The organism is Clostridium sp. D33t1_170424_F3 (genome assembly GCF_015667585.1).
Taxonomy (GTDB): domain Bacteria; phylum Bacillota; class Clostridia; order Oscillospirales; family Acutalibacteraceae; genus Anaeromassilibacillus.
This window is the reverse complement of the sequence record NZ_JADPEG010000023.1, coordinates 1-23,997: the sequence shown is the minus strand read 5'-3', so window position 1 is coordinate 23,997 and position 23,997 is coordinate 1. Positions and strand designations below refer to the sequence as shown.

Annotated in this window: 24 protein-coding genes; 3 read left to right on the top strand and 21 right to left on the bottom strand. The window is 54.2% G+C overall.

The annotated features are described in order from the left end of the window. Positions 1 to 327: 327 nt before the first annotated feature. From I4V53_RS13225 to I4V53_RS13200, 6 genes are all read right to left on the bottom strand, one after another. Positions 328 to 531, bottom strand: a complete 204-nt coding sequence (locus I4V53_RS13225) for a DUF6514 family protein (protein ID WP_195986164.1) — start codon at positions 529 to 531, stop codon at positions 328 to 330. A gap of 299 nt (positions 532 to 830) precedes the next feature. Further along, positions 831 to 1,196, bottom strand: coding sequence for a hypothetical protein (locus tag I4V53_RS13220; protein WP_195986163.1), 366 nt, complete (start codon positions 1,194 to 1,196; stop codon positions 831 to 833). 182 nt (positions 1,197 to 1,378) lie between these two features. Next, complete coding sequence (locus tag I4V53_RS13215) at positions 1,379 to 1,708, bottom strand: hypothetical protein (protein WP_195986162.1); 330 nt, start codon at positions 1,706 to 1,708, stop codon at positions 1,379 to 1,381. 6 nt (positions 1,709 to 1,714) lie between these two features. Beyond that, positions 1,715 to 3,241, bottom strand: a complete 1,527-nt coding sequence (locus tag I4V53_RS13210; protein ID WP_195986161.1) for a cytochrome c biogenesis CcdA family protein — start codon at positions 3,239 to 3,241, stop codon at positions 1,715 to 1,717. 262 nt (positions 3,242 to 3,503) lie between these two features. Next, on the bottom strand, positions 3,504 to 3,707 hold the full coding sequence (locus I4V53_RS13205) for a DUF6514 family protein (RefSeq protein WP_195986160.1): 204 nt from the start codon (positions 3,705 to 3,707) through the stop codon (positions 3,504 to 3,506). An 88-nt stretch (positions 3,708 to 3,795) separates the two neighbouring features. Beyond that, positions 3,796 to 4,536: a coiled-coil domain-containing protein gene (locus I4V53_RS13200; protein ID WP_195986159.1), complete on the bottom strand. Its 741-nt coding sequence runs from the start codon at positions 4,534 to 4,536 to the stop codon at positions 3,796 to 3,798. 215 nt (positions 4,537 to 4,751) lie between these two features. Between I4V53_RS13200 and I4V53_RS13195 the strand changes: the two genes are divergently transcribed. Further along, complete coding sequence (locus I4V53_RS13195; RefSeq protein ID WP_195986158.1) at positions 4,752 to 6,173, top strand: hypothetical protein; 1,422 nt, start codon at positions 4,752 to 4,754, stop codon at positions 6,171 to 6,173. A 138-nt stretch (positions 6,174 to 6,311) separates the two neighbouring features. Here I4V53_RS13195 and ybaK read toward each other — a convergent pair whose 3' ends face one another. The 4 genes from ybaK to I4V53_RS13175 all read right to left on the bottom strand — a co-directional run bounded on the left by ybaK (position 6,312) and on the right by I4V53_RS13175 (position 10,701). Continuing rightward, positions 6,312 to 6,803: a Cys-tRNA(Pro) deacylase gene (gene ybaK / locus I4V53_RS13190; RefSeq protein ID WP_195986157.1), complete on the bottom strand. Its 492-nt coding sequence runs from the start codon at positions 6,801 to 6,803 to the stop codon at positions 6,312 to 6,314. 164 nt (positions 6,804 to 6,967) lie between these two features. Then, the gene (cysS, locus tag I4V53_RS13185) at positions 6,968 to 8,374 is read right to left on the bottom strand and encodes a cysteine--tRNA ligase (RefSeq protein ID WP_195986156.1); all 1,407 of its coding nucleotides are present in this window, start codon (positions 8,372 to 8,374) and stop codon (positions 6,968 to 6,970) included. An 83-nt stretch (positions 8,375 to 8,457) separates the two neighbouring features. After that, positions 8,458 to 9,105, bottom strand: coding sequence for a serine O-acetyltransferase EpsC (epsC, locus tag I4V53_RS13180; protein ID WP_195986169.1), 648 nt, complete (start codon positions 9,103 to 9,105; stop codon positions 8,458 to 8,460). A 516-nt stretch (positions 9,106 to 9,621) separates the two neighbouring features. Then, entirely contained in the window at positions 9,622 to 10,701 is a 1,080-nt protein-coding gene (locus I4V53_RS13175; RefSeq protein ID WP_195986155.1) for a TasA family protein, read from the bottom strand. A gap of 202 nt (positions 10,702 to 10,903) precedes the next feature. On the opposite strand from I4V53_RS13175, the gene I4V53_RS13170 reads away from it, so the two are divergent. After that, entirely contained in the window at positions 10,904 to 11,245 is a 342-nt protein-coding gene (locus I4V53_RS13170) for a helix-turn-helix domain-containing protein (protein ID WP_195986154.1), read from the top strand. A gap of 54 nt (positions 11,246 to 11,299) precedes the next feature. On the opposite strand, the gene pgsA is transcribed toward I4V53_RS13170, so the two are convergent. From pgsA to recA, 4 genes are read right to left on the bottom strand one after another with little or no spacing between them, the layout of a single operon-like run. After that, on the bottom strand, positions 11,300 to 11,899 hold the full coding sequence (gene pgsA, locus I4V53_RS13165; RefSeq protein ID WP_195986153.1) for a CDP-diacylglycerol--glycerol-3-phosphate 3-phosphatidyltransferase: 600 nt from the start codon (positions 11,897 to 11,899) through the stop codon (positions 11,300 to 11,302). After that, positions 11,883 to 13,247 (bottom strand): 30S ribosomal protein S12 methylthiotransferase RimO, encoded by a 1,365-nt coding sequence (gene rimO, locus I4V53_RS13160; RefSeq protein ID WP_286167162.1) that lies wholly within the window; start codon positions 13,245 to 13,247, stop codon positions 11,883 to 11,885. Before rimO ends, pgsA begins: the two co-directional genes overlap by 17 nt. A gap of 4 nt (positions 13,248 to 13,251) precedes the next feature. Beyond that, positions 13,252 to 13,872 carry a regulatory protein RecX gene (locus tag I4V53_RS13155; protein WP_195986152.1) on the bottom strand — a complete coding sequence of 207 codons (621 nt, stop codon included), beginning with the start codon at positions 13,870 to 13,872 and terminating at the stop codon, positions 13,252 to 13,254. A gap of 45 nt (positions 13,873 to 13,917) precedes the next feature. After that, a complete protein-coding gene (gene recA / locus I4V53_RS13150; protein WP_195986151.1) occupies positions 13,918 to 15,090 on the bottom strand; it encodes a recombinase RecA in 1,173 nt (390 codons plus the stop codon). 313 nt (positions 15,091 to 15,403) lie between these two features. Here recA and I4V53_RS13145 point away from each other — a divergent pair, with 313 nt between their 5' ends. Continuing rightward, positions 15,404 to 16,189: a Cof-type HAD-IIB family hydrolase gene (locus I4V53_RS13145; RefSeq protein WP_195986150.1), complete on the top strand. Its 786-nt coding sequence runs from the start codon at positions 15,404 to 15,406 to the stop codon at positions 16,187 to 16,189. 144 nt (positions 16,190 to 16,333) lie between these two features. Here I4V53_RS13145 and I4V53_RS13140 read toward each other — a convergent pair whose 3' ends face one another. The 7 genes from I4V53_RS13140 to I4V53_RS13110 form a co-directional block, all read right to left on the bottom strand. Beyond that, positions 16,334 to 17,206, bottom strand: a complete 873-nt coding sequence (locus I4V53_RS13140; RefSeq protein ID WP_195986149.1) for a helix-turn-helix domain-containing protein — start codon at positions 17,204 to 17,206, stop codon at positions 16,334 to 16,336. 91 nt (positions 17,207 to 17,297) lie between these two features. Beyond that, positions 17,298 to 18,152, bottom strand: a complete 855-nt coding sequence (gene prmC / locus I4V53_RS13135) for a peptide chain release factor N(5)-glutamine methyltransferase (RefSeq protein ID WP_195986148.1) — start codon at positions 18,150 to 18,152, stop codon at positions 17,298 to 17,300. A gap of 180 nt (positions 18,153 to 18,332) precedes the next feature. After that, positions 18,333 to 19,310, bottom strand: a complete 978-nt coding sequence (locus I4V53_RS13130; protein ID WP_195986147.1) for a DUF1385 domain-containing protein — start codon at positions 19,308 to 19,310, stop codon at positions 18,333 to 18,335. A 1-nt stretch (position 19,311) separates the two neighbouring features. After that, entirely contained in the window at positions 19,312 to 20,766 is a 1,455-nt protein-coding gene (locus tag I4V53_RS13125) for a sensor histidine kinase (RefSeq protein WP_207747916.1), read from the bottom strand. A gap of 38 nt (positions 20,767 to 20,804) precedes the next feature. Then, positions 20,805 to 21,509, bottom strand: a complete 705-nt coding sequence (locus tag I4V53_RS13120) for a response regulator transcription factor (protein WP_195986146.1) — start codon at positions 21,507 to 21,509, stop codon at positions 20,805 to 20,807. A gap of 72 nt (positions 21,510 to 21,581) precedes the next feature. After that, complete coding sequence (locus tag I4V53_RS13115) at positions 21,582 to 22,952, bottom strand: FG-GAP repeat protein (RefSeq protein WP_195986145.1); 1,371 nt, start codon at positions 22,950 to 22,952, stop codon at positions 21,582 to 21,584. Positions 22,953 to 23,160: 208 nt separating this feature from the next. After that, the coding region (locus tag I4V53_RS13110) for a hypothetical protein (protein WP_195986144.1) at positions 23,161 to 23,997 on the bottom strand (837 nt) is incomplete at its 5' end.

The following is a 23,997-nucleotide window of genomic DNA, read 5'->3' as shown; positions in this document are numbered from 1 at the left end:
GCAAGCAATATATGGCAATATATACCAAATTATTTATTTAACACAACGATCCCACCATATGTCACTAAAAGTACAAATTTCGTCAAATGTAAAACAAAGTGAGAAAACCTGCCAATGCAACGCTGCTGGGCTATGTCCATATATATCTTGCACGGAAGTTGTGTGCCAAACATCGTGTCCGCGTGCAGACTGCAAGTCCGCACGGCGGAAATCCAATGAAACAGACTATTAAACAAAAAAGGACCTCCTGTTGCAGCATCATACTGCAACAGGAGGTCCTTTTCCACCGTCCGATTTCAGAGTACAGACTTTAATTGTGGGACTCTTTCATTTTGCCAGGAAATCTTCAACCAGTTCCTTAAAGTGCACCAGAGGAATGCGCCTCATATTTAACAATTCCACTAGCTGTTCAATGGCCTCCCGATTACTGGATATATCGCTGATCTTTCCGGGGACAACTGCAATACCATATGTACGGCGATTTCCTAGCTCCGGATCGATGATCGTTTCCTCAATGAGTTCGTAATGCATTCTTCTCCCCTCCTTGCTTCTATTATAAAACAGGTGTGAGAAAATGAAAAGCACATAATGCGCTTTGTGAAAAATTACCAAGCTGGCCTGGCTGTATTTGGATGCATAGCCAATCGTTATCCATTACAATCCAGAACAAGGAAAGAGCTGTGATGATTTCTTCCTTATTTCCGTTTAAATTTTTCCTCACAGCTCACTCCAGTCTTCAATCCGTTCCATCAGCTATGCGCCGTCCAGCGCATAGCGCGCTTCTATCGCTGGACAAATAATTCTTCCCGGTTCAGTCATACAGGCGGCCGTTACAGGGCGCCGGGAACCGCCGCCGCAGAATGGATGGACTTTCCCACCTCAAATCCAAACAGGCTGCTGAGCTTGATGCGCCCATCCTGTGCCAAGGCGCGAAGTTGGGCGTTCATATGCCCCGCCGCGTACAGAAGTTCCCCGCGTACGGCAAAATGCAGCCACAGCGTTTCCCCTTCCACATCTTTGCCCAGAAGAACGGTGTTTTTCTGTTCTCCCAATTCCATATCCAGGCGGAATTCCCACTCGCTGTAAGCCGCGGAATCCATCTGGAAGACGACGGTGCGTACACTGTTCTCCCCCACATATCCGAGCAGCATTTCCTCCTCCGGAACGTCGACCGTCCAGTTTTTAACGAAAATCATATTATTTCCTCCATTCAAAAGGCTGTGCCTCAATTCACCGGGGAGATCGCACCCTTTTTTGCCAACAGGAGGAAAGTTTTAGAAGGTTTTCCGCAAACAGTACATACAGAAACAAAAAAGCCCGTATGGTGTTCTTAGAAAGAATCACCATACGGGTAACGATATGCTGGATCGACAGCCATTTACTGGCATTGAGATAAGTATTGTATGAAAGCACAGTCCGTCTCCAAATAAGCGCGCAAAGCATCCGGCAGATTCCCCAGAGAAACCGGCTCTTCCCGCCCCTTTAAAAACGCTTCCAACTCACTCAGCATCCTGACCCTGACCGCGCCCTCGTGGATCAGGCACGGGTTGGGATCCTGAAAGAACTCAATGCTTTTTTCAATTACCGCTTCCCGGCGCAGCGGCAGGGACGCCGCCTCGTATCGGCCCAACAGGTTCTTTTGTTCATCATATAAGGCAAAGCCAAAGGAGTTCACAGGCTTCGCCGGTTTTTGTCTTCTTTTAAACATATCAAATCACAATAGGAACAGCAGCACGGCGAACGCCAGAAACAGCAGTCCGTACAGCAGTTTGATCCACGGGAGTTTCCCGCGCGTCAGTTCCGAAAGCTTGAGCACCTGGGAGCCCCTCTTTGCCAGAATCGTCAATAGCAGCAAGGGCAGATCCATCGCCAGCAGGTACAGCAGAAACAGAAGCACTACCTGCAGGTCCCATGCCGTCTGGCGCTGCATCATGTACAGGATGGACGCCAGATACAGTTGGCCGGTACAGAGAAACTCGCCTACGGAAACGACGATCCCTGTAATAAATACCGTTCCCACCAGGTATTTGCCGCCGCTGTTCATCGCCTTTTGCATATAGTTCTGCTGGAACGAGCGGAGCCGTTTGGGCAGCTGGAACCGAATTTTTCCGTATTCGTTCCGCTTCGCCATAAAATAATCGAAAAAATTCAGTGCGGCAAACACCAGCGCCAGTACGGCGATGAGTAGCTGCAACGCTTTCCCCACCGGAGCCAGCACCGCGCCGATCTGCTCAAACGCGGAGTACAACACGGTCCCCAGCAGGAAAAAGGTCAGCGTCTTCGCAAGAATGAACGTGATGCCCAGCTTTAACACGTCCGCCTGCTTGGTCAGCAGCAGGGAAAACAGCAGCAACAGGATTGAGATCCCGCAGGGGCTGAACCCGCTGACAAAACCGGTAAAAATCAGGAAAAACCAGTCTTTCCAATCAAAGCTGCCGGAGGATGCGGGTCGATAGTCAATATTCTCCCAATGCAGGGCGTCTCCGCTTATAATGGCGTTCGGCATGCCGGAAACAATCTCCTCATAGCCCTGAAAATAACCGTTTTGATAAAATACAATCGGCGCTTTCCGGCGGCTCTCGGGCACCTCGTATTTTTCAAAGAACCACTGCGCCAGCGGCACGTTGTCCAGGTCCCCCATATTCATATAATTGACCTGCAGCCTGGATGTCTGCCCCTGCTCAACGACAAAGGACTTGTCCATATAGGTCAAATATGCCTGCACCTTCTCACAGCTTTCACAGGAAGGCATATAAAAATAGACGAAATACGAATGATCCGGCGGGATGTCCTGGAAGGTCTCCACCCGTTTCTCCGAGCTGTCAATCCATTTATCCTTCTCTTCCACCAGGACAGCGCGCGCCTTTTCCGTAATATCGTCGATCCCGAACAGATAGTGATCATTAATGACCATCAGCGGCGGCGCGGGCGTAAAATCGTCCGTCGCCATCTTCTTGGTCCGTTCTGTAAATTCTTCCAACACGCCGTCGTCGTAGATATCCTTCATATGGATTTCATATTCGTCCTTGTCAATGACATCTTCCCATTGCTGCTCCATAGAAGCCATATAGATTTCATCGTCTTCGCAACTCTCGCAGGATGAAACATAGTAATAAGTAATCTGGATCGGCTGCCGCTGTGCCGGCTGCTGCTCTGCGGCGGCTGGCACGCCTCCAAACAGGCTGCATAAAAACAGCAAAAGAATCAGAGCGGTTCCCGCACGCACATTTTTTGGGGGCATCGTTCGTTTCCTCCTTCAAATTCCCTCCCGGCGTCCTCTGAATCGGCGCCGTCTCGCAAACCGGCAGGGCTGCGCCTTCACCGGCAAAAACCATTCACATTATAAACAAATTTGCCTGATGCTTTAATCTGATCCAGAATTTATACGCACAATATGTCCAATATTTTTCTTCCATGAACACTTTTCCCGCTTGTACCGCCGCAAAAAAGACGGAACCGCTCATTCGCAGTCATTGCGAATGAGCGGTTCCGCCGTTCCGTGTTTATTCCGCCAAAAAGTCATCCACGATATCCCGCAAATGCTCCGGCAGGACCTGATTCCGGTTCAAAAGGCTTTCCAGCCGCTGTACCGTCTGCCGGCAGGTGGAAATATCGTCGATGCGGCAACTGTCCGCCTGAATCCCGTATGTAAGATACTGATTTCGCTCGGCGTTGGAACAGTACGCAGAGCAGATTTCATAGTGCATGGCTCTCCCCTTCTTTTCCCTGCTATTTTACCATACGGAAAGAAAGAAAGGGTCCGAACGATGTCGACCGCAAAAAAGATTTTTGCTTTTATCCCATATACTGCGGGTTGATTTTGATCGCCTTGAGCACGTTTACCGTAGCCTGTATCTTTTCCAGTTTGTCGTCCAGTACGTTCAGGGCTTCCATGCGGTCACGCACCGCCTTCTGCCCCTCCAAAACGTTTTGCAGCCTCGGGTTGGTAATGTTCTCCAGCGTGACTTCCGCCTGCACTGCCTTTTGGGCCAGCAGCTCAATCGCCTTGCGTTCCTTAGCCATATCCTGCCGCACCACGGTGATCTCCTGCACCACCGCCGTCAGATTCTGATCCAGGTTTGCCAGGGCCTGCTTTGCCGTACCCTGCTCCTGCCGGATCCCCGCAATCTCCTGCTTGACGCCCGCGACGCTCTGCTTGATGCCAGCCGTATCCTGCCCGATGCCGCCGATCTCCTGCTTCTGGTCAGCCGCCGCCTGGCGCAGCGCTGTCAACGCCTGCTTCACGCCGGAGAAGTCCTGCTCCAGTCCTGCCAGCTTCTGCTTATGTTCCGCAATTCCCTGCTTTAAGCCGTTCATTTCCTGTTTGGCTGCGGCAAGCCCCTGCTTGATCTCCGCCAGGTCCTGCTTCATTCCTGTCAGGCCCTGTGCGTTTGCTGAAATATCCCGCCGGATCACCAGCATGTCCTGCCGCGTTCCGGAAAGGTCCTGTTTGACGCGGGACAGATCCTCCCGGATCGGTTCCAGCTTCCGGTCTATCATCGATTCAATCGCCTGTAACAGCGAAGTTTCCGTCATACCGTTCCCTCCTTGTCATTATCTTTTTTATTATACTGGCTTGTCCGCTGCTTTGCAAATTTTTCTTCCTCTATTATATTTTTACCTTCACGATATTCCAAATTGGTAATTATTATGCTATAATAAGGCATAAATCAACAAAGGTGTGAATGGATATGTCCATTTTTTCAGAAAAATTGCAAGAATATGTAGCTGAATCAGGAATCAAAATTACAATGCTCTCCAAAGCGTCGGGCATTGAGCGCAGCTATCTGCAAAAAATCCTGGCGGGCAACCGCTTTCCGGCGGAGCGGGAAACCGTACAGCAGCTTTCCAAAGCCCTGATGCTGACGGTGGAGCAAACGCTGGACCTGCTGACCAAGTACGATATTGTTAAAATAGGTGAATCCGTCTATTATCGCCGGCAGCATATCAAAGAAACGCTGGAGGACGTTGCGGCGCTCTGCACCTCCCCACAGACAACTGCGGTAAACATTCCCTGCAGCAAGCTGGATAAAAACAAAGCGGTCTGGGCCGTCTACGGCAAAAACGACATTATTACCGCCGGAAAGGCGCTTTTGGAGGCGGAACTGGCGCAGGAAGCGCCACACATCCGCATCATCGTTCAGCCGGATTGCAAAGTTCCCATGGAAAACCTGCTGCTCGCCGGTCGATGCCACACCGAATTGCAGATCGAGCATATCTTTTGTCTCAACAGCACCCCCCGGCATCGGGAGGATGATACCTTTAACGTGGACTATATCAACGCAATCATCCCGTTAGTTTTTTGCGGCTGCTGTTATCAGCCCTATTTCTACTATGATACGATTTCCTCACACATCAACAGCACGACTATTTCGCCCAACCTTTTGTTGACGCGCGACGCGGTTATGCTTACCTCCTATAACGACGAATCGTCGCTGATCCTGTTCGATCCGGATGCGATCACATTTTATAACGATCTGTTTGACCGCATGCTGCAAAGCTGCCACAGCGCCGTAGCGCGTTCCAACTCCCCTTTGGAATTCCTGTCCGCATTTATGTGCAGCGAAAAAAGCCAGAATGCGTCGTGCCCCGCTCATTACACCCTGCAAAACCAGCCGTGTATGGCAATGTTTTATAACGAGCCGCTGCTGCTCCGTATCATGCAGCCGGAGGCGCCCGGCTTTGAAGAAATTCGCCAATATTTTTCCTCACGCGCCAAACAGGCGGAGGCTTGCCTCGCCAACAATGCAAAGGTCATCTGTTACTTTACAGAACAGGGCTTGAACGATTTTCTCTCCACCGGAATCCTGCACGAGATACCCTCACAGTTTTCCTTTGCTTTCCCGCCCAAAATCCGGCGTGAGATGCTGGAAAATATCCTGCAGATGTCGGAAAACGGCCAGTATATTCCACTCATCGTCAATCCATCCAAATTTCGTTTTTCCACCGATCTGGAAATTACGGCGTTCGACGAATCCAATTTGATTTTCGCTTACAACCATACAAAACACGGCGCCATGCTGTTCCTGCTGAATGAACAAAGCGTTTCTTATGCCATCTGGGACTTTCTGGAATCCATCGAAGGCACTGACATGGTTCATCCAGTCGACTGGAGCATCGCGTGCATCCGGGGAAAACTGAAGCAGTTTGACGCGGCTCAATCAAACAGGTGAAGTCCCAGAGGACCGTTGCAATCGACACTTTGAAGCGCTATGCAAAAATGCCCGTAAAATCCGTTTTCACTTGGATTTTACGGGCATTTTCAGATCGTTTTTGGAATGCTTCCGGCTGCTTTCCGCACGCATTTCACCTTATCCTTCTGCGGCAATATCCGCCGTTTTGCCCTGCACCAACCGCAACAGGTCCTGCGGTGCAAGCTCTACCTGCGTGCCGATTTTTCCGCCGCTGACGATCATGGTGGAAAGCGTCTCGCAGCTGCTGTCGATCACCGTCCGGTACTGCTTTTTCATTCCGACCGGCGAACAGCCGCCGCGGATATAGCCCGTCACCTTGTTGATCTCGCTCACATGGATCATTTCCACTGATTTCTCTCCAACGCTTTTCGCCGCCGCTTTGAGCTGCAGCTCCTTTGCGACCGGCACGACAAACACAAAGAAATCATGGCCGGAACCGCGCGTAACCAGCGTTTTGAACACCTGCTCCGCGTTCTGCCCAAGCTTATGCGCCACGGAAACGCCATCGATTGCACCGTCCTCATGCTCATAAAAATACGCCCGGTACGGGACTTTTTCCTTGTCCAGAATGCGCATCACATTCGTTTTGATCTCTTTTTCTTTCGCCATCGTTTCCACCCTTTCAAAGGAAACGCCCCCGCCTGTCGGCAGGGGCGGATTTTTTATTACATTCAGAAAATCGTTTAAATTTTCCACCTCTGAACGTAACAAAAAAATCTTTCCTGCCAGGTCAATCGGAAAGCGCTAAGAAACCGGGAAAACCCAGTTGTTTTTTATTCCTCAATCTTCCACTTGACGCCCTGCGGCGTATCTTCCAATACAATATGGCGCGCTTTCAGTTCGTCGCGGATTTGATCAGCCGTCGCCCAGTCTTTGTTCTTACGGGCTTCATTGCGCTTGGCAATCAGCGCCTCGATCTCTTCGTCGACCAGCTCTTCTTTTTTGTTGTAGAGCAGGCCCAGTACGCCTGCCAGCTCATTGAACAAATCCAGCGCATAGGCGCACAGCTCCCTGCTGGGTGCGCTCTGGGCGTTCAGGCTGGAATTGATGTCCCTCGCCAGGTCAAACAGCGCGGACAGTGCGTCGGCGGTATTCAGGTCGTCCTCCATCGCCTCGATGAAATGGTCCTGATGCCCGCTGAACCGGCGGCGGATTTCCTTTTCCCCTTCTTTTTCGCCCTCACAGGCATTTTTCAGCAGGAATTCCAGATTGTCGCGGCAGTTGTACAATCGTTCCAGCCCGGCCTTGCACTGCTCAATGACCTCCACGCCGTAGTTGATGGGGCTGCGGTAGTGAGACGCGACCATCAGGTAACGAACCGGCTCATAGCCGAACTGCGCCGCCACATCGCGCACGGTAAAGAAGTTCCCCAACGACTTGCTCATCTTGCGATTGTCCACGTTGATATACCCGTTGTGCATCCAATAGTGGGCAAACGGCACGCCGTTGCAGCATTCGCTCTGCGCCACCTCATTTTCGTGGTGCGGGAAAATCAGATCCTGCCCGCCGCAGTGAATATCGATGGTCTCTCCCAAATAGCGCTTCGCCATGGCGGAGCACTCGATATGCCAGCCGGGGCGTCCGTTTCCCCACGGGGAAACCCAACTCGGCTCCCCTTCCTTGGCAGCCTTCCAAAGGGCAAAATCCATCGCGTCTTCCTTGACCTCGCCTACCGCGATGCGCGCGCCGGCCTCCAGGTCCTCCAGAGGCTGGTGGGACAGCTTGCCGTAGTGGTCGTCCTTCTTGGTGCGGAAATACACGTCGCCGTTGTCCGTGGGATAGGCGTAACCTTTCTCAATCAGCGCGGAAACCATCTGGATGATCTCTTCCATGCTCTCCGTCGCCAGCGGATGGATCGTGGCGGGGCGCACATTCAGGCCTTCCGCGTCTGTTTTATACTCTTCAATATAGCGCTGGGAGACCGTGAGATAATCGCTGTTTTCCTCATTGGCCTTCCGGATGATTTTGTCGTCCACATCCGTAAAGTTCTGCACAAACGTGACCTTCATGCCGCGGTATTCCATATAGCGGCGCAGCACATCAAACACGCAGATGGGACGCGCGTTGCCAATGTGAATATAATTGTACACCGTTGGGCCGCAGGCGTAAATTTTGGCCTCGCCCGCCGTAATGGGCACAAACTCTTCTTTCTGGCGCGTCAGCGTATTATAAATTTTCATGATTCTTTCCTCCCAGCTTTCTTCGTCTCAATACCCGTTATTATATTGGATTATGGGCAAAAATACAACCGCAATACGGGATTTTATGCGTCGTCCGCTCCTTTTTCCAGTTCCTCGACCCGATTTTGGAGCTTGAGGAACTCCACCTGCATCCGGCACAGCTCCTGCGAGACCGGGTCCGCCACATGCACCTGGTCCAGGTTGCAGGGACGCACCCCGTCGATGCGCACCACCCTAGCAGGCACGCCCACCGCCGTCGCGTTCGCCGGCACCTCGTCCAGGACCACCGCGCCGGCGGCCACGCGGGCGTTATCCCCCACCTTGAACGGCCCCAGCACCTTTGCGCCGGAACCGACCATCACATTGTCGCCCAGGGTGGGATGGCGCTTGCCCTGCTCTTTGCCCGTACCGCCCAGGGTAACGTTCTGGTACAAGGTGCAGTTGTCGCCGATCTCCGTCGTTTCTCCGATGACGACGCCCATGCCGTGGTCGATAAAAAGTCCCTTGCCGATGGTCGCGCCAGGGTGAATCTCGATGCCCGTCTTATGGCGCGCCCGCTGGCTGATCCATCGCGCAATGAATTTATGACCGCGCTGGTAAAACCAGTGCGCCTTGCGGTACGACCGCACCGCTTTGAAACCCGAATAGAGAAAGTATACCTCCAGGCGGCTGCGGGCCGCCGGGTCTCGCTCGATAATGGAGTCCAGCTCTGCTTTCAATTGATTGAACATATCTCCCCATTTCACCTGCTTTCCCAAAATAAAAAGCCGCCTCCGTCCCCCCTGTAAGAGGACGGAGGCGGCGCACCGCGGTTCCACTCCGTTTTGTTGCTCACTGCTGCCTTTTAACGGAGGCAACCGTGCGGGGATACTTTCCTTTCCCCCCGCCTGCACCGCCGGGCCGGATGGCCGGGCGTCGCGGACGCATTTTCCAGCGGGGCCTGCAAAAGACGCTTTCAGCCAGCGGCGCCTTCTCTCTGCTGTAGGAAATCCCGCAGGTACTTCTTCCGCTCCCTGCATTTCAAAAATATACCGTTTTCAGTATTATCTTATTATATGCCGGTTGGCGGAAAATGTAAAGCAATTCAAATGAGGAAACTGCCTGGATACCTTTTCAGAAATCAGATGGAATAAATAAACTTATGACTCGATTGTACCCCGCAATTCTAAAACCCAGTCAGCCGCTTTGGCTGCTCCAAAAATACGGGCGACTGTTTGACATTCCCTTAAAAGCCGCAGCGACGAAGCTTATTTGACCTCCGATACGCCGACGATCATCTGGTCTTCGCCAAAATCGGCATAATAGCTGTCCGTTGCAGCATCGTACTTGACCTCGAACGTGTCGGGAATCACGCCCGTATATTTATATTTTTTGCCGTCGGGAGCGGTGTAACGCTCCACAAACGCGCGCAGCTGGTTTGCAAAGTCCGCGCTCGTCGCTGTTTTGACGCTCTTGTCCAGCTTCAGCACCACTTCCATATTTTCCGCGACCACGGCGCCTCCCGCCGCATGGTTTGTCAGCTTCACAAAAGCCTTCACCTCGATGGTCCCGCCTTCATCGCTGCCGCTGCCTGGGTGGCTCGGCGTATACGCGCCCTGATCCGCCTGACGCGTCTGGACGGTCAGCGTGCCGTGATAATGCTTGCCCTGGAACGCGTTGTCCGTCTCCGGCGGCAGATAGCCAGCCATGATATAGGTAACCTTCTCCCCGGCCTTAATGATGGAGCTTGGATTATACGCCGCCTCTTCCGTATCCGACAACGTTTCCCCGTTCAGGTTGACATCGTCCACACGCTCCCATGCGCCGTTTTCATTCTGTCTGTAGACATAGATTTTCAAAGCGCCCTTCAGGGTGTTGCCGCAATCGACAGATTCGTACGCTTTCTGGTCGATGTTGTGTATGTCATCGTCGTAAAGAATCGGTTCCTTGTCGTCCACAACGCGCGGGCTCATGGTGAGATGGACGTATGTAGGCAGCGTACCCTTGTTGGCAATGGTCACCGGCCGGAAATAGATCGGCAGATAATCGGATGGATAATTATCCGGATTCTGACCGTTGTTTTCCAGGTTATTAATGTCGCCGGAGGCCACCAGTTCTTTTTCAAAGTTTTCATAGAGCATCGGGCGCAAATTCTTAAACTCCAGCGCCTCAGTTGTGGTATAGCCGTCTTCATCGGGATTGACGACAATGTCCAGCACACCAGCGGTAAAATTACCGTTTACCTTCTCCGTGTCGGTAAACCACGCCATTGTCCCTCCAGCCAGCAGACAGAGCACCAGCACGACGGAAAGAGCCGATAAAACAACCCTCTTTTTAGTCAATTCCATTTTTTTCCTCCTTTTTATACATGTTCAGCGGGGATTCACACCCATAAGTTTCTTCCGGATTATCTATAATATTACAGCATATTCTTATGAGTGTCAAGAAAAACCCGTAAGATTTCTTCCAATCATCTGCATATACCCATAATTTTTTTATAATGATAAACAAAGAAGAACCCAACAGATCATTTTGAAACGGAGGTCAGATATGTTAGGAGAAAGGCTTCAGGAAATCAGAAAGGATCACGGCCTTTCTCAACAAGAGCTTGCGGACAAGCTAAACGTATCCATCCATACGATTTCCTCCTATGAACGGGATCGCAGCGCACCGGACGACGATGTTAAAATCGAAATTGCAAAGCTGTTTAACATTTCCCTGGATTACCTGCTCGGATTGGTCGACGAACCCTACCCATTTGCAAGAGGAGAAAACAGCATGCTTCTTCCAGAGGGATTTGGAGAGCAGGAAAAAAAGGAACTGCGGGAATTCATTGCTTTTTTACATTTCAAACGCACACGAAAAAACCGGATAAAAAACATCAAGAAATAAAAAAACGGCGGCATAGATGTATCTAACATCTATGCCGCCGTTTATTTTCTTTAATTACCTGGAGCTGCTGACTACTTTCCAGTTCTGCTTCATATAAATCACGCCGGAAAGCGCCGTAAATATAACCGTGATAAAAACCAGCAGTTCCCCCGCCCAATAAAAGAGCACGCCGCTGTCCAACGCCCCAATGGTAAACGCGGGCAACGCACGCATGCCAATCAGCTCCTGCGCGTACTGCATTGCAAGGATGGCAATAATCGCGGCAATCTGGCTCACCGTTTTGATCTTGCCCCAACTATTCGCCGCAATGACGATTCCTTCGTCCGCGGCGACCAGCCGCAAAGAGGTGACCAGAAGCTCACGCGCCAGAATGATTACCACCCACCAGGGATTGACCAGCTGCAGGCTGACAAAGCAGACCAACGCGGAGAGCACCAGAATTTTGTCCGCCAAAGGGTCCATAAATTTTCCAAAATTCGTGATCAGATTTCGCTCACGGGCGATTTTGCCGTCCAGATGGTCCGTATAGGACGCCACAACAAACAGCAAAAGCGCAACCAGGTAGTGGTGCGGCAGCCCCTGCCAGAGCAACGCCGCCACAAAGAACGGCACCAGCGCCATGCGCAGTACCGTCAGCTTATTTGGTAGATTCATCGATGCCTCCTTCGGCCGGGATGGATTCCGCCACGCCCACCAAGTCGCAATCGACGCATTCCGTCACGCGTACGCGGACAAACTGCCCGGGCTGCGGTTTTTTCCCGTCCGCTGTAAAAAAGAGACTGCCGTCGATCTCCGGCGCATCGGCATACGTCCGGCCGTACCACATTCCGACGCCGCGGTCGTAGCCTTCCACCAGAACCGTTTCCGTCCGGCCGACCCGGCCTTCGCCCCATTCCTGCATGATGGCCATCTGCTGTTCCATCACAATATCCATGCGGCGCTGTTTCTCATCTTCGTCGAGCTGGCCTTCCATGTCCGCCGCGGGCGTGCCCTCTTCCTGCGAATAGGCAAAACAGCCCAACCGCTCAAACCGCAGTTCCTTTGCAAATTCACAGAGCTCCGTAAAATCGGCCTCTGTCTCGCCGGGAAATCCCGTGATCATGGTGGTGCGCAGGATCAGCCCCGGGATACGCTCCCGCAGTTTTTCAACCAATGCCGTCAGCTTTTCACGATCGCCGAAGCGGCGCATGCGTTTGAGCACCGGCCCGCTGCAATGCTGCAGCGGAATATCCATATACTTGACGATTTTAGGCTCCTGTGCGATGACGTCCATCAGCTCTTCCGTCATAAAATCCGGATAACAGTAGAGCACACGGATCCATTCAATACCGTCCACTCCGCACAACCTGTGCAGCAGCTCCGGCAGCATAAACTTCTGATAGAGATCCAGCCCATAGCGCGTGGTATCCTGCGCAATGATAATTAATTCCTTTGTGCCGCCCTGCGCGAGATGCCTCGCCTCTTCCACGATACTCTCCATCGGGCGGGAGCGGTACGGGCCGCGGATCATTGGAATCGCGCAATAGGAACAGCGGTTGTCGCAGCCCTCCGCGATTTTCAGGTAAGAGAAATAGCGTGGTGTGGACCGCACCCGTTCGCCGCACAGCGGCAAAAGCGTCTTTTCCGGAAACAGCTCCGGGTGTTCGCCCTTGAGCGTGCGCTCCACCACGGAAACAATATCCGCGTCCGCGCCAATGCCGCAGACCGCGTCGGCCTCCGGCAGCTCCCTGCGGATTTCCTCCTGATAGCGCTCCGCCAGACAGCCTGTGACGATGATCGCTTTGATCCGTCCCTCTTTTTTCATCCGGCCCAGTTCCAGAATCTCCCCGATGGATTCTTTCTTTGCCGCTTCAATAAAGCCGCAGGTGTTTACGATGGCAACGTCGGCCCGCGCGGCATCGTCCGCCAGCGCATAGCCCGCCTTTTGCAGGCTGGCCATCATCATCTCCGCGTCCACCCGGTTTTTTTCACAGCCGAGGCTGATCATTCCTACAGATACCATGGTTTTATTCATCCTCATTTTCATCGTCCCTATACTTTCGCAGCGCCGCGCGGATATCCCCGCCCTGATAGCCAAGCCTTTGCAGTGCGGCAAAGACACGGCGGCGGCCTTTCTCGTCCCCAAGGGAACGCAGGTACTTCCGCTCAATCAGCGTTTGGAGCATTTCCTCCGGGTCCGGCTCCAACTCTTCAATAATTTCGCGCGCCAGTTCCCGGTCAATCCCCTTTTGCAGCAGCTCGTATTCCGCCCGGCGGGCCGCGTAGCCCTTGCGGTGCAGCAGCTCCGCCGCCAGTTCCCGCGCGAACCGTTCGTCATCCACCAGGCCGATTTCCTCCATACGCTGCGCCGCGCGCGCCGCCGCCTCATGGCCCACAGTGCGCGCAATTTTATCCGCTAATTCTTTCCTGGAGTGGTTCCGGTACTCCAGCAGATAGAGCGCTTTTTCCTGTGCGCGGCGGCTCTCGCTGCGCTGGACCAGCGCATGAAGCTGTTCGTCGTCCAGCTCCATGCCGATCCGAAACCCAGAGCACAGCAGCGTTTCCGTGTCCAGCTTGAGCGCGAATTCCCCGTCCAGATACAGCGCGGAAAGACGCTTGCGCCGCGGTTCAATCGCCGTAATCAGCAAATGGATTCCATCCTTTTCTCAGGCTTCAAATACCTGTAATGTATCTTATTCGTCGTCGTCCGCTTCTATGTCAATTTTTGCCGACGCGGCGCGGCTGACCGCCGGTGCGGGCGCAGGCGCCGCCGGCTCCGGCGCGGCAAGCGGCTTTGCCGGGGAAGCGTTGGCGGAGGCCGCCGCCGTGGACTTGGCGTAAAGTTTGCTGATGTTTTCCCGCACCAGCTGCTCCACCTCGCCGGCCACTTCCGGGTTGCCCGCCAGGAAGGTCTTCACATTGTCGCGGCCCTGCCCCAGACGCTCCTGCTTATAGGAGAACCACGCGCCGCTCTTCTGAATGATGTCCAGCTTGACGGCGAGGTCCAGCAGCTCGCCCTCGCGCGAAATGCCGCGTCCGTACATCACGTCAAACTCCGCTTCGCGGAATGGCGGCGCAATCTTATTCTTGACCACCTTGGCGCGTGTGCGGGAGCCAATCTGCTCCGTGCCGTTTTTCAGCGTCTCAATCCGGCGGATGTCAATGCGCACGGAGGAATAGAATTTCAGCGCGCGGCCGCCGGGGGTAACCTCCGGGTTGCCGTACATCACGCCGACTTTTTCACGCAGCTGGTTGATGAAGATCGACACGCAGTTCGACTTGGAGATCGCGCCCGCCAGCTTGCGCAGCGCCTGGCTCATCAGGCGCGCCTGCAGGCCGACGTGGCTGTCGCCCATCTCTCCCTCAATTTCCGCGCGCGGCACCAGCGCCGCCACGGAGTCGACGACAATCACATCGATCGCGCCGGAGCGCACCAGTGCCTCCGTGATTTCCAACGCCTGTTCGCCGGTGTCCGGCTGGGAAACCAGCAAAGAGTCCACATCCACGCCCAGCGCGCGCGCATAAACCGGGTCCAGCGCGTGCTCCACATCGATAAACGCGGCGTTGCCGCCGTTTTTCTGGCCCTCTGCGATGCAGTGCAGCGCCAGCGTGGTTTTACCGGAGCTTTCCGGGCCGTAAATTTCCACAATACGGCCGCGCGGCAGGCCGCCGATACCCAGCGCAAGGTCCAGGGAAAGGGAACCTGTGGGGATCGCTTCCACCTGCATGGCTTCGTTCTGGCCCAGGCGCATCACCGCGCCCTTGCCAAACTGCTTTTCAATCTGCGCAAGCGCCGTTTCCAGCGCCGTTTTTTTATCCATGGTTTTGCCGGCCGCACCGGCGCCCCTGCTTTTATCAATGGCCATTTTTTACCTCCGGTCTGTTGTGATAATTCAGTAAAAGCGCCGGAAATCGCTCCGGCGCAATCGATCCGCGGAAAATATGTATTTATTATACTGTATCCCAACCAAAAATGCAATGTATCCGGCGCAATTATCGAACAAATATTCCGTATAAATCCCCTTTGTGCGGCCATCAAAGGACACGGAAAAAACGGCGGAATCCGAACAGGATTGGACAGAAAGCGAATAGCTTCCCCGCGCGAGGCGCGCTATAATATAGAAAAGAACACAGGATACACCCTGAAGAATTTTCAGGCCTTACAGAAAGGATTTTCCGATGATAAAAGCGGTCTTTTTCGACATCGACGGGACGCTGGTCAGCTTTCAGACGCATCAGGTACCGGCCAGCACGCAGTATGCGCTGGAAGCGCTACGGGACAAGGGAATCAAGCTGTTCATCGCCACCGGCCGGCCCCCTTCCGGCCTTGCGCATATTAAAAACCTGCTTCCGTTTCCTTTTGACGGGTATATCACCACAAACGGCCAATACTGCTTCAATGACGCCGGCGTGCTGCACGAACAGTGGATTCCGTCGGAAGATCTGGCGAATATCCTTCCCTATCTGGAGGAAAAACAGATCGCCTGCGATTTTATGGAACTGGATTACATCTATCTGAACCGGGCGACGCCGCGCGTTTTACAGATGTGGGAACAGCTGGGCGACACGGCTTTTAAAGAACCTTTTGACGATCCAAAACGGATTTTTACCAACCGGACATACCAGCTGAGCGCATTTGTCGATCCAGAGGAAGAAGCGGAATTCTTTCAGCGCCTTCCCAGCTGCCGGTCCGTGCGCTGGCATCCGCTCTTTATGGATGTGATCCCCAGAGAGGGCGGAAAAGCGACCGGCATTCTGAAATGCCTGGAAGCCTATGGCATTTCTCCGGAAGAAAGCATGGCCTTTGGAGACGGCGGCAACGATACGGAGATGTTCACCTGCGTGCATACCGGCGTCGCGATGGGCAACGCCAGCAAAGACGTCCAGCGGATGGCAGACTATGTGACCGACGACGTCGACCACGATGGCATTCTCAACGCGTTAAAGCATTTCCAAATCCTGTAAATGGCGGTTGTCTCACAGTCGCCAGAACACATAAAACAGCAGCTGGAGTAAAGCAAATCCCCCCGCCTGAGGCGGGGGGATTTGCTTTACTCCAGCTGATTATGAAAACCTGTATTATGAGACAGCCGCTTTGCTTTTCCGGCCTTATCCTCTTTGCTCAACGGAAATCCAGAACTCGCCGTAGTAGTTCTCCATGTCGATCTTCTCCCCGGGATACACCTCCAGGCACATGCCGTTCGGCTGGTACTCGCTCGCAGGGAAAAACTCCGAATAAATGCGTTTCACCAGAGTAAAGAACGCGTCAGGAATCTTTCCCCGGCACGGAAACACAATCCATGTGGCGGCGGGGAGACTCACCCTTGACAGGCCGTCTTCGATCTGTTCGCTTTTACTGGCCACGCCGATTCCATAATCAAAGTCCCCTTCTTCCGGGTCGCTGAGGCTGACGCCGACGAGCGCCCCTCCCAGCGGGCTGTCGGGATCCAAATGCCGGCAGAGCATCGGGACCGTGCCGTCCGCACAACTGCGGTCCCAAAGCGCCGGAATCTGCATTTTGCTCACCTCGCTGCCGCCGGTAAACCGTTCCTTCTTCATCACAAGTTCCATCGGGCCTGTTTTTTCCATTCTGTAATCCATTACATTGCCTCCTGCTAAAATCAGTTTCACAGAGAGCCGGGAAAACGATTTGAGCGCGGCGCGTTCCTTCTTCGCCTGCGATGGCGTGACGCCGTGAAACCTTGCGAATGCGCGGCTGAAGCTTTCCGGGCTGTCGTAGCCGTATTGCAGCGCGACGTCGATCACCTTCACGTCCGACAAAAGGAGGTCCTCCGCCGCCCGTGTCAACCGCCGGTTGCGAATATATTCGCCTAGTGTGTACCCACACAGGATTCCAAATACCCGCTGAAAATGGAAGCTGGAGGAATATGCCTTCCGGGCAATCTCCGCGTAGTCCAACTCCTCTGTCAGATGGTCTTCAATGTAGTCAATCGCGCTCTGCAGCCCACTGATCCAATTCATCCCGTTTCGCCTCTTCTCTGTACTTCCCAATTATAGGAGGATTGCAATTTCTCTTCGTGACTTTCCGTGCGGCCGTTTGCAGGCAGGCGCATCAAAGGAAATGCCGGCTTCCCACAACCACCCGGTCCAGGCCGTTGAAGTCCTTGACGACCTTCACATATTCCAATCCGGCGCGTTCAAACAGCTCCTGAACCGGACCGCCCTGCTCTTCTCCGATCTCCACTGCCGCAACGCCGCCCGGCTTCAGCTTTGGCAGCCAGAGGTCCACAATGGCCCGGTAAAACAACAGGCCGTCCGCGCCGCCGTCCAGCGCAGTGCGCGGCTCCCGCCGCACCTCCGCCTGCAGCTGCGGGATTTCCTCCGCGCGCACATACGGCGGATTGGAAACGACGGCGTCAAGCGCTCCAAGCCCCGCGGCGCTGAACGGCTCCAGCACATCGAGCTGCAGGGGCGTCACATTGGTAAAGCCGGTCCGCCGGATATTTTCCTCCAGATAGCGGTACGCTTCCTCATACCGCTCCACGCAGGCAATTTCCGCCTCCGGCAGCAGCGAGGCCAGTCCCAGCGCAACCGCGCCGCTGCCGCCGCACAGATCCGCGGCGCGGATGTTTCTGCGCCCCTTCAACCGCTCCGCCGCCGTATATACCAGCAGCTCCGTCTCCTCCCGCGGGCAGAGCACACCCTCTCCCACGGTGAGTGTAAAGTCCATAAAGGGCCATTCGCCCAGGATATATTGCAGCGGACGCCCCTGCGCCCGCTCCCCGCACAGGGCCAGAAACGCGTCCGCCTGCTCCGGTTTGGCCGCCTGCTCACCGTGCAGGATCAACTGCTGCCGGTCCAAACCAAACGTTTTCTGAAACAGGCACATTGCATCAAACGCAGGCGCCTCGTTTTCCGCATCCTGCAACAGAATCTTTCCCATTTGGTAGGCTTCGCGCAATGTCATCGATTCTCACTCCTTCCGTACAATGAAAAATTGTCTCCGCGTTACAATTGACAGAACATACAAAAACCGGCTGAATTTGGCAATCCCCCCGCCAAAGGCGAGGGGATTCTGATCCTGTCAATATTATGTGCAAAACAGGCCATTTTGAGACAGCCTCGTCATGCATTTGTTTTTCTCAAATCACGCTGATTTTTTCCCGGTGACAGGGCACTTCAGATCCGCGCCGTCCTCCGGGATGACCGCTTTCATCGCTTCAATGGCGACCTCGATCATGCTGTCGTCCGGCTCTTTTACCGTCAGCCGCTGCATCCACAGGCCGGGCGCCGCAATGATGCGGGTAATTGTATTGTCATACTTGCCGCAGATGCGGATCAGCTCAAAGCCGATGCCTACCACCAGCGGGATACACAGCAGCTTGACCACCGTGCGCAGCAGCGGGTTGGTAAACGGGATAAAAAATCCAATGAGCACGCCCAACAGCAGCATGATAATCATAAAGCTGGTGCCGCAGCGCGGATGGAACCGGCTGTGATGGCGGACGTTCTCCACCGTGAGCTCTTCTTCGTTTTCATAGCAGAAAATTGTCTTATGTTCCGCACCGTGATACTGGAACACGCGCTTGATGTCCGGCATCCGCGCGACCAATGCGATGTACAGTACAAAAATCCCGATGCGCATGACGCCTTCCACAAGGGAGCGCCAGCCTTCGATCCCCGGTCCCGCCAGATAATCGCGCACCATGTTAAAAATCCAGGTGGGCAAAAAGAAAAACAGTCCGATTGCCAGCAATACGCCCAGCACAGAACTGACCGCCATCAGCACGCCCATCAGCTTGTCGCCAAAGACGCGTTCCACCCACAGATCGAACTTGGAGGGTTCTCCCTCTTCGTCGTCCAGGCCCGCCTTATCTGCGGAAATGCTCAGGGCCTTGTAGCCCACGGTCATGGAATCGATAAAGCCCGCGATGCCGCGCAGCAGCGGCAGCCGCCAGAACGGATACTTTTCCCGCAGGCCTTTGGTGTCCAGCGTTTCAGACGAAATCGTCCCGTCGCTCATACGGACGGAAATCTCCGTCCGTTTCGGGCCGCGCATCATGATGCCTTCGATCAATGCCTGCCCGCCTATCGATGTAATGCGTTTTGTCTCTTCTCTAGCCATTCTATTCGGATGTCCTTTCTTTGTCCGGCTCCGGTTCCGCCGCCTTCTGCTTCAACGTGGGAATGCGGATGGTCACGGCCGTGCCCACATTCTCATGGCTCTCCACTTCCAGGCTGCCGGAGTGCAGCCGCATAATCTCATCGGCGAGCGCCAGCCCGATGCCGGAGCCGCGGACTGTCTGATTCGCCTTATAAAATTTCTTTTTCACATTGGGAAGGTGCTCCGGCGGGATGCCGCAGCCGTTGTCGCTGATGACAACCCGGATATAACCGTGCTCCTCCTGGGCGGAAATCCCGATGGTACCGTCCTCTTCTGTGTATTTCAACGCGTTGTCGATAATATTGACAAACACCTGGCGCAGGCGGTTGACGTCTCCCAGCACGGGAGACAGCATCTGCGGTTCGTCGTACAGCAGGAATTTATGCTCTGCCTTCGCGCGTTCGCTGAACATGTAGACCGCTTCGCCCAGCTCCGCCAGAATGTCGATTTTATCCATGGTCAAGGTCATACGGCCGCTCTGCATGCGGGAGAAATCCAGAAGCTCCTCCACAATGCCGGAGAGCCGTTCCGATTCGCGGATGATGACGCTCATCCCCTTTTCAAAGGTATCGTCGTCCATCCCGCCGCCCTGCATCGTCTCCGCCCAGCCCTTGATGGCCGTGAGCGGCGTGCGCAGCTCGTGGGAGACGGAGGAAATAAAGTCGTTTTTCATCTTTTCGGCCGCGCCAAGCTCCACCGCCATGTCGTTGATGGTGCTGCACAGCTGGCCAATTTCATCGTCGTTATATTTTTCAATGCGCGCTTTGAAGTCCCCCTGGGCGATACGCTGCGCAATCGCGCCAATCTCCTTGATCGGCGTAATAATCGATTTCATAAAATAATAACTCGTGGTAATGATAATCAGAATGATGACCGCGCCCGCCAGAATCAGGATGAAGACAATCATGCCGATCTGCTTGTCCGCCTCTTCCAAAGAGACGACGTAGCGCACCCCGCCAACAAAGCTGCCGGCGTCATTGCGGATGACCCGCGTCACCGCCATCACCTTTTCCCCGCTGGTAAGCTCCCCCGTCCAGGTGCCGTATCCATCCGGGTTTGTCAACGCCAGGTTGTAATCCGGCATGGGCTGCGACTCATCCGGCGCAAAGCCGACGGACGTGGTGATAATGCGCCCGTTGGAGTTGAAGACCATCAGCTCCATGCTTTCCTTATTCGGAAAGTTTTCTACATAGTTGCGCGCCGCCACGGAAAAGTCCCGCGGGGAACGCCTGCCGTAATCGGAAAAGACGTTCGTGATTTCATCGGAGCGCCCGTTGATCGTCTGCTGGATACCATAGTAGATATAGCTTTGGATCGCAAAAGACAGGGAGAGGACCAGGGTAACGATCAAAACCAGTATAACACCAAGGCTGTTCAAAAGCCAGCGTTTTGTGATTCCTTTCGTCTGAATCTGCATGACGGTCCTCCCTTCTTCCTGTCAAATCGACAAACTGATCACGCTTCCCACTTGTACCCCAGGCCCCACACGGTAACAATGTGCTTGGGATTGCTGGGTTCGTCCTCCACCTTCATCCGCAGGCGGCGAATATTGACGTCCACAATCTTTTCCTCACCGTAATACGCCTCTCCCCAGACATGCTTGAGAATGTCGGAACGATCCAGCGCTGTGGTCGGATTGGAAAAGAAATACTCCATGATCTGGAACTCCACCTGTGTCAGCTCGATCGGCACGCCCTTTTTCATCAGCGTGCGGTTGCGCAGATTCAGCGCGAAGTCTCCGGAACGGATTTCCTCACGGAAATTATTCTCGTCGCGCATCTGCGCCAGCGCCACCCGGCGGTAGACCGCGTCCACACGCGCCACCAGTTCGGAAGGACTGAACGGCTTTGTCACATAATCGTCGGCGCCCATCATCAGGCCGCTGACCTTATCCATCTCCTGTGTCCGCGCGGAAAGCATAATGATTCCAATTGAACCGCTCTGTTTGCGCAGCTCCTTGCAGACGGCCAAGCCGTCAAGCTGGCCGGGCATCATAATATCAAGAATTGCCACATCGAAATTGCGGCCCTCCCTCTCGTATACCTCCAGCGCTTCCTCCCCATTGGAGGCCTCGTATGCGTCATACCCTGCGCGCTTCAGGTTGATAACAACAAATTCGCGGATTGCCTGCTCATCTTCCGCTACCAATACTTTTTTCACTTTGATACAACTCCCTTCCGCCGGAACCCGGCTGCCGTTTTCCCTTCGGCGCAACCCACACCGCATAAATGATTAATCCGTCTGAATCAGTTTAAAACCGCTTTTAATGTCGTTGATATTGAGAGACAGCATATGATCCGGGCTGGGAATCGACGCGGCGAACATCAGGCTGTTGGATTCCATAATCCGGTAGTAACCGTCCGTGTCCTTCCCATCCGCCCAGTCTCCCTCTGTAAAAACGCGCAGGCGCAGCAAAGGCGCTCCCATTGCACCAGAATTGGTGGCCTGGTCGGAAACGACCCATTCATAGAACGTCAGTGTACGCGTCGCGGCATCCATCCGCGTCGTCACCTTGCCGCGCCACATATCCGGGACCAAAAAGGAGTACCCGTCCGTATAATCCATCAGCATGGACACACTGCGCACCAGCATGTTATCCTTTGCATTAAAACGGTGGAAATTGGTCAGATAGCCCGTCTCATCCACCGCGGTGTCGGCTGTAAAGCCGGGCAATGGCGTAACGATCGGTATTTCAATGATTTTGCCGCCTCCGACGGCCTGCGAAATTGCCTGCGTCCGCCGCGCGGTATAATTGGCGGTTTGCGAATAGCTGTCGTAAAAGGGGGACCGCAGCAGCGATGCATCCTTATCCCAGTACAGGATTTCCGTCACGCGCATATCGGCGCTTTTGCTGCCGTCCAAAACCACGCCCTTCAGATCTCCCGTTTCGCTGATGAATCCCGCGGCCACGTTGACATAATTGGTGACGCCGCGATCCAGGTTGGCGGAACCGATGATTTCCGGCTTGCCGTTTTTTACACGCAGCAAACGGGCCACAGCGGGCTGGTCCCCCACGGTAACGCTGGCCGTCAGAATCTCGTCGTTCAGATCGTCGTCAAAGTCCATGACCACCATTTCCGTATAAGACTGATCCATTTTAAGCTCCTGCATCTGCCCGTCTTCGTAGTAATAGACGTAGATGGCAGTGGAATGATTCAGGTTGCTGCCCCAGCCGATGACGGCCTCGTCCCGTCCGTCGCCGTTTACGTCGCCAAAGCATATCTCATCCACCGTACTGGCGGGATTGCTGAACGAACCGATGGTTTTCCAGACGCCGTCCTCTTTATGAATAAACATGACGTTGAGTCCGGCATTTTCCCCTTTTTTCTGATAAAATGCAATAGCGTCCTCCTGGCCCAATTCCACCAGATCATGCATCACAACAGCCGAGCGATAATTGCCGCGGCTGGGATATTTCAGCACCAGCCCGCCGCCTGCAGATTTTTCCAGTTCATCATGAATCTGCGCGCGCTCACCGGTAGGACGCGGCGGGCGCATCAGTGCCTGCGTATCAAGAGCGGAGATCGAACAGCCGGAGAACAGGGAAACAATCAATACAGCCGCCGCCAATGCTTTGCTAATTGTATAGATTCTCTTTCGCACGTTGTCCGCCTCCTCTTATCTCCATCCATTTTTGTGTCAGATTTTATTTATTATACCATCTTCCCAAATGAATGAACAGTATCAAATATGTAACTGCATCGCCAAAGAACGGAAAAGGCCCTCCGGCAATTGCCGGAGGGCCTCCCTCACTGATATTGTGATATGACTCACAGACTGCTGGCTCATCCAGCGCCCGTTATGCCTGCAATCAAGCGATCGAAACCGTGCAGTGCCTGACGGCTTCCCTGCCGTTCAGAGAGGTATACACGCCCGCGCTTGTGCCCGGCGCGCCAATTGCCCACACTCTGAAGTAGTAGTCATTGCCGATCTGCGCCACAAACTGCGTCTTCAGCACGCTGCCGTCGCCAACTGTGAAGTTAGGCGCCAAACCGCTGCCGTTGACTACCGTCATCTTGAAGCAGTACGCCTGCCCTCTCTTCAGAGCAAAGTTCACCGTCGTATCCGAGCGTACATACGCCGCCGTGTTCTGCGCGCCGGCAACCGCCGTACCCGCGGAACCGTAGCTGTTGTCCACCACTCTGGTGTTGCTACCGGAGCCCGTCTTGCCGCTCTCCTGCTTCTTCGTCAGCTTCTCCTGTGCGTCCACCAGCTCGTCGTATGCCTTTGTGATCTCTTCCTGCGTTTCCGCATGCTCATACGCATTCTTCGCCGCCGCTATCTTCTGATCCAGAAGCATCAGACTGGAAGCCGTGTACAGGCCGCGGTCGATGCTCTCCGCCGCGTCGATCTGCTCCTTCAGCGCTTCTCTGGTCGGGATCAGGCGCAGGCCCGAAATGGCTTTAACCAGACGCATTGCCGCCGCGTTGACCGCCGCCTGGTCCGCGTCCGCCGGCAGCTCTCTTGCCGCCTGCAGCGCCGCCTTGAACTCTTCCTGTCCAACCGGCAGGTAATCGGACTCCAGGATGCCTTCAATTCTTGTGCCTTCCGCGATGAACGCATCCAGCTCTGTGCGGTCTACCTTATCCACCAGGGCCATAATCGCGTTGTACAGCGCATCCCGCGCCTTTGTAATATCGCCCTGCAG